Here is a 3,147-nt window from a genome sequence, read left to right on the forward strand (position 1 = left end):
GCCCGTCCCGCCGCAGCCGCCGCACCCTCCGACGGCCTGACCGACCACCCGCCGGACGCCCCGGCAGCACGGCCCGCCGGCCCGCCCGGCGGGCCGCCCCACCGTCCTGAGCACGTCCACCCCTCACCCGACGGGAGCCGACCGCCCCATGGCAACACTGGCGAAGCCGAACCTGCCCAGGTTCAACGTGGAGATCTTCCAGAACGAGTACCTGGCCGACGGCGCCCGCGAGGTCAACGCCATCGTCACCGTCACCGCGACCGGCGGCGGCACCTCCGGCGGCCGGCCGCTCGGCTTCGCCGACGCCGCCCCGGCGGGCACCGGCGCCGCGGCCGCCGTGGTCGTCCTGGTGGACTGCTCGGGCTCGATGGACTACCCCAAGAGCAAGATCAACGGCGCCAGGGAGGCCACCGCCGCCGCCATCGACGCGCTGCGCGACGGCACCGCCTTCGCCGTGGTCGCCGGCACCCACGAGGCCCGCGACATCTACCCCGGCGACGGCACCCTCGCCATCGCCTCCGCCACCACCCGCGGGCAGGCCAAGGAGTCGCTGCGCCGGCTCACCGCCGCCGGCGGCACCGCGATGGGCACCTGGCTGGCCAAGGCCGACAAGCTCTTCCTCACCCGCCGCGACATCGCCATCCGGCACGCCGTCCTGCTCACCGACGGCAACAACGAGCACGAGTCCGCCGAGGACCTGGCCCGCACCATCGAACTGGTGACCGGCCACTTCACCGCCGACTGCCGCGGCGTGGGCACCGACTGGCGGATCGACGAGCTGCGCAGGATCTCCTCGGCGCTGCTCGGCACCACCGACATCGTCGCCGAACCCTCCGGCCTGGCCGAGGACTTCCGCTCGATGATGGCCGGGGCGATGGGCAAGCAGGTCGCCGACGTCGCCCTGCGGATCTGGACCCCGGCCAACGCCACGGTCAGGTTCGTTAAGCAGGTCGCCCCCGCGGTCGAGGACCTGACCTCCCGCCGCACCGAGGCCGGGCCCCGGGCCGGCGACTACCCCACCGGCTCCTGGGGCGACGAGAGCCGCGACTACCACGTCTGCGTCGAGGTGCCGGCCGCCTCGGTCGGCAACGAGATGCTGGCCGCCCGGATCAGCCTGGTGCTGCCCGACCAGGTCGCCGGCGGCACCCCGGAGGTGCTCACCCAGGGCCTGGTCAAGGCGGTCTGGACCGACGACCTGGCCTCCTCCACCCGGATCAGCCCGCAGGTCGCCCACTACACCGGGCAGGCCGAGCTCGCCTCCTCCATCCAGGAGGGCCTGGAGGCCCACCGGGCCGGGGACGTCGACCGCGCGACCGCCAAGCTGGGCGCGGCCGTCCGGATCGCCCACGCGACCGGGAACGAGGGCACCTACAAGCTGCTCCAGAAGGTGGTGGACGTGGTGGACCCGAAGGAGGGTACGGTTCGGTTCCGTAAGAACGTGAGCGAGGCCGACTCGATGACCCTTGAGACCCGGTCGACCAAGACGGTACGTGTGAAGAAGTGACCGCTGAAGACGTGACCGGGCCGGCACCCCGGCGCGACGCCGCACCGAGCCGGCCCGAAACGAGGGGGACCTGATGCCGATCTGCCCGAGGGGCCACGAGTCGCAGGCCGAGGACTGGTGCGACTTCTGCGGCTTCCCGATGACTCCGCCGGCCCCCACGCCGGGGGCGCACGGAGGCTACCCGGGGGCGCCCGGGGCCGACCCCGCGCCCGGCGCGCACGCCGGACACCACCCGGGGTACGGCGGCGCGTCCTTCGGCGCTCCGCCGCCTCCGCCGCCGATGCCGCCGGGGGCCGTCCCCCCGGGAGCCGTCCCGCCGCCCGGGGCACCCCTGCCGCCCCCGGGCATGGTGCCCCCGCCCCCGCACGGGGCCGTCCAGCCCCAGGCCGGGCCGCAGGGCCTCACCGCGGGCCTGGCCGTCTGCCCGATCTGCCGCAGCCCGCAGACCGGACGGTTCTGCGAGGAGTGCGGCTACGACTACGAGCTCTCCACGCCCTCGCGCCGCCAGGCGCCCGGCGCCGGCCACCTCCCGCCCGGCCCGGCCCAGCAGCCGCCGCTGAACATCCCGGCGGCCTACGGCGGCACCCCGCCGCAGGCCCCGCCCGGTCACGCCCCGGCCGGCCAGCCGCCGTTCGGTCACGCCCCCGCCGGCCAGCCGCCGTTCGAGCAGCCGCCGTTCGGTCACGCCCCCGCCGGCCAGCCCCCGTTCGGAGAGTCACCGTTCGGACAGCCGCCGGCCGCCCAGCAGGCCGTCGCGCCGCCCGTCCAGCAGCAGCCGCAGGCCCCCGCACACCCGCACACCTACGGCTACCCGCCCGCCCAGCCCGGCACCGGGCCGACGGCACCTCCCGGCCACCACGCCGGGGGCGAGGGGCCCGCGCCGGAGGGCGCGTTCCCCGACACCTCCGTGCGCGAGGACTCCGGCCCGGTCTACGCCCACCCGGCCGGCCCCGGCCCGAACAGCCGCGGCGGCGACTTCGGCACCTCCTTCAACCTGGCCCCGCCGCAGCAGGCGCAGCAGGCACAGCCGCAGCAACCCCGGGAACCCGCCCCGGCCGAGCCGGTGCGGACCAACTGGATCGCCGTGGTCGCGGCCGACCGGGACTACTTCACCGAGATGATGGCCCGCAGCGGCCCCGAGGCGGCCGGCCTGTTCTTCCCGCCGTACTGCCCCGAGCGCCGGATCCCGCTGACCGGCCGCGGCCAGCTGCGGATCGGACGGCGCAGCCAGCACCGCGGCACGGTGCCGGAGATCGACCTGTCCGTCCCGCCGGAGGACCCGGGCGCCTCGCACCAGCACGCGCTGCTCGCCGAACAGGCGGACGGCAGCTGGGTCCTGGTCGACCAGGACTCGACCAACGGCACCACCGTGAACGGCGGCGCGGAGCCGATCACCCCGCACACCGCGATCCCGCTGAACGACGGCGACCGGATCCACATCGGCGCCTGGACCACCATCACCGTGCACCGCGGCTGAAAGACCGCCACATCATTCCCTGATGGGTCATCAGCGCCAACTCCGGTCGGGGGGGGGGGGGGGGGGGGGAGGCGGGCAGGCCCGAACTGTTTTTTTTTTTTCTCCCCCCCCCCCCCCCCCTCCCCTCCCCACACTTACCACCCCCCTCCCCCCCCCCCCCACCCCA

Annotated in this window: 2 protein-coding genes; both read left to right on the forward strand. The window is 75.8% G+C overall.

Annotation, left to right across the window (positions count from 1 at the left end; all coding sequences use genetic code 11):
• Window positions 1-148: 148 nt before the first annotated feature.
• Entirely contained in the window at window positions 149-1,504 is a 1,356-nt protein-coding gene (locus tag ACFVGO_RS35075) for a VWA domain-containing protein (protein WP_359906657.1), read from the forward strand.
• A 346-nt stretch (window positions 1,505-1,850) separates the two neighbouring features.
• Window positions 1,851-2,981 carry an FHA domain-containing protein gene (locus ACFVGO_RS35080; RefSeq protein WP_380356346.1) on the forward strand — a complete coding sequence of 377 codons (1,131 nt, stop codon included), beginning with the start codon at window positions 1,851-1,853 and terminating at the stop codon, window positions 2,979-2,981.
• Window positions 2,982-3,147 lie beyond the last annotated feature (166 nt).

This window comes from Kitasatospora sp. NPDC057738 (genome assembly GCF_042798815.1).
Taxonomy (GTDB): domain Bacteria; phylum Actinomycetota; class Actinomycetes; order Streptomycetales; family Streptomycetaceae; genus Kitasatospora; species Kitasatospora lactacystinica.

Coding starts and splice junctions, on each gene's coding strand:
- ACFVGO_RS35080 (WP_380356346.1), top strand. CDS start 1,851: ATGGTGCCCCCGCCCCCGCACGGGGCCGTCCAGCCCCAGGCCGGGCCG.
- ACFVGO_RS35075 (WP_359906657.1), top strand. CDS start 149: ATGGCAACACTGGCGAAGCCGAACCTGCCCAGGTTCAACGTGGAGATC.